Source organism: Halanaerobium congolense (assembly GCF_004366375.1).
GTDB classification, from domain to species: Bacteria; Bacillota; Halanaerobiia; order Halanaerobiales; family Halanaerobiaceae; genus Halanaerobium; species Halanaerobium congolense.
The window spans coordinates 2,015-5,234 of sequence record NZ_SOEF01000065.1; the positions used below are offsets into that span (position 1 = coordinate 2,015).

Below are 3,220 nucleotides of genomic sequence, written 5' to 3' on the forward strand. Positions count from 1 at the left end.
ATCCACAGCTTCGGTGATATGCTTGAGCCCCGTTACATTTTCGGCGCAAAACCGCTTAACCAGTGAGCTATTACGCACTCTTTAAATGAGTGGCTGCTTCTAAGCCAACATCCTGGTTGTCTGTGCGATCTCACTTCCTTTTCCACTTAGCATATACTTTGGGACCTTATCTGGTGGTCTGGGCTGTTTCCCTTTCGACTATGAAGCTTATCCCACATAGTCTGACTCCCGATGAACACTAAACGGCATTCGGAGTTTGAATGGATTTGGTAACCTTGTTGGGCCCCTTGTCCAATCAGTGCTCTACAACCGTTTAACTTTTACATCGAGGCTAGCCCTAAAGCTATTTCGAGGAGAACCAGCTATCTCCGAGTTCGATTGGCCTTTCACCCCTATCCACAACTCATCCCCTCATTTTTCAACATAAGTGGGTTCGGGCCTCCACAAGCTCTTACACTCGCTTCACCCTGGTCATGGATAGATCACTCGGTTTCGGGTCTACTAATCATAACTTCCGCCCTTATCAGACTCGCTTTCGCTCTGGCTTCATCTCTATGACTTAACCTTTCGCTACGATTAGTAACTCGCCGGTCCGTGATACAAAAAGTACGCAGTCAGGCTTTTTAATAGCCCTCCTACTTGTTGTAAGCTTATGGTTTCAGTTTCTATTTCACTCCCCTCCCGGGGTTCTTTTCACCTTTCCCTCACGGTACTTGTTCACTATCGGTCATTCAGGAGTATTTAGTCTTGGAAGGTGGTCCTCCCATATTCTCACAAGGTTTCTCGTGTCTCGTGATACTCTGGATATATCCGTGACTTCTTCTACCTTTCGTCTACAGGACTATTACCTCCTACGGTTGAGCTTTCCAGCTCATTCGACTGGGTAAAAAATTTAAGTCACCTAAAAACTGCAGCTTTTAGCCGTTATATCCTACACCCACATTAAGCAACATCTGCAGACTTACACTTAATGTGTTTGGACTTCTCCCCTTTCGCTCGCCGCTACTAAGGGAATCTCGTTTTGATTTCTTTTCCTCAGGGTACTAAGATGTTTCAGTTCTCCTGCTTGTTCTTACATGGCTACTTCTTTCACCACATAATACCAGTGCTCCACACTGATGGGTTGCCCCATTCGGATATCCGCGGATCTACGCTTATTTAGCAGCTCCCCACGGCTTTTCGCAGCCGGTCGCGTCCTTCTTCAACTCTGAATGCCTAGGCATCCACCATAAGCTCTTTCTAGCTTAATCAATTTATTTCCTATATGCATTTTTCAATGTACAGTGTACAGTTTTTATGAAGTTGGAAGTTGGAAGTTCGAAGTTGGATAAAACCAACATTAAAACTCTTAACTTCTTTTCTTCAATATATAATAGAAAGTTCTCACTAAACTTCCTTCTTTATACAAAAGGTTAGTTTAGCATTAGGCCATTGAGGCCGTCATTGTAGAACCTTCAAAATTAAACAGCAAGCTCACGTTCTCTCCTTAGAAAGGAGGTGATCCAGCCGCACCTTCCGGTACGGCTACCTTGTTACGACTTCACCCCTCTTGCCGGACACACCTTTGGCATCCTCAGATGACTTCTGGTGCATCCAACTCGATTGGTGTGACGGGCGGTGTGTACAAGGCCCGGGAACGTATTCACCGCAGTATGCTGACCTGCGATTACTAGCGATTCCAACTTCATACAGGCGAGTTGCAGCCTGCAATCCGAACTGGGACTGATTTTATAGGATTTGCTCCACTTCGCAGCTTTGCTCCCCTCTGTATCAGCCATTGTAGCACGTGTGTAGCCCGAGATATAAAGGGCATGAGGACTTGACGTCATCCCCACCTTCCTCCGACTTTCACCGGCAGTCTTCTTAGAGTCCCCGACATTACTCGCTGGCAACTAAGAACAGGGGTTGCGCTCGTTGCGGGACTTAACCCAACATCTCACGACACGAGCTGACGACAGCCATGCACCACCTGTCTCCGTGTGGCACTAAGTGCCAAATTCTACTTTCATAGATGGTCACGGGATGTCAATTCTCGGTAAGGTTCTTCGCGTTGCTTCGAATTAAACCACATGCTCCACCGCTTGTGCGGGCCCCCGTCAATTCCTTTGAGTTTCAATCTTGCGATCGTAATCCCCAGGCGGGATACTTAATGCGTTAACTCCGGCACTGAAGGATTCGAACCTCCAACACCTAGTATCCATCGTTTACGGCTGGGACTACCGGGGTATCTAATCCCGTTCGCTCCCCCAGCTTTCGTACCTCAGCGTCAGTGTTAACCCAGAGAGTCGCCTTCGCCACTGGTGTTCTTCCTAATATCTACGTATTTCACCACTACACTAGGAATTCCACTCTCCTCTGTTACACTCAAGATAATCAGTTTCAAACGCAGTCTGTCGGTTAAGCCGACACCTTTCACGCTTGACTTTACTATCCGCCTGCGTACCCTTTACGCCCAATAATTCCGGACAACGCTTGCACTCTACGTATTACCGCGGCTGCTGGCACGTAGTTAGCCAGTGCTTCCTCCAAAGGTACCGTCAGGTGGGTATCATTTGCTATACCCACGGTTCTTCCCTAAGGACAGAACTTTACGACCCTAAGGCCTTCTTCATTCACGCGGCGTTGCTCCATCAGGCTTGCGCCCATTGTGGAAGATTCCCCACTGCTGCCTCCCGTAGGAGTCTGGACCGTGTCTCAGTTCCAGTGTGACTGATCGTCCTCTCAGACCAGCTATAGATTGTTGCCCTGGTGAGCCGTTACCTCACCAGCTAGCTAATCTACCGCGAACTCCTCCTCAAACGATGGCAATGCCACCTTTTCTGATTGTGTGATGCCACACTCTCAGCTTACCTCGGATTAGCCCGACTTTCGCCAGGTTATCCCAAACTTGAGGATAGATTATTCACGTGTTACTCACCCGTCCGCCACTATCTAGATCTCGTCTTCAACCCGAAGGTTTCTGTCGAGGTAGACCGTTCGACTTGCATGTGTTAAGCACGCCGCCAGCGTTCGTCCTGAGCCAGGATCAAACTCTCCGTATAAAGAATTTGAATTTGGCTCATATTATTTAATATAAGCTTTAAACTATAATTACTTTTAAGTTTTAACACTCAAAGTATATTAACGTTGGCTTGCTGTTTAATTTTCAAGGTTCACAAAATCTTCTTCTTTTGTTTTTGCCGCGTTTTTTTATCAGCGACATTTAATATCTTATCAACCG

At 47.0% G+C, this 3,220-nt stretch carries 1 rRNA gene and 1 other annotated feature (1 of these 2 only partly in view); the gene reads right to left on the minus strand.

The features are described from left to right. Nucleotides 1-1,250 (minus strand) — a sequence feature (mutual gap in cmsearch alignment for this rRNA model is longer than 100) (it extends 1,844 nt beyond the left edge of the window). Nucleotides 1,251-1,490: 240 nt separating this feature from the next. Next, a 16S ribosomal RNA gene (locus tag C7954_RS13225) occupies nt 1,491-3,041 on the minus strand. Between the last annotated feature and the right edge of the window lie 179 nt (nt 3,042-3,220).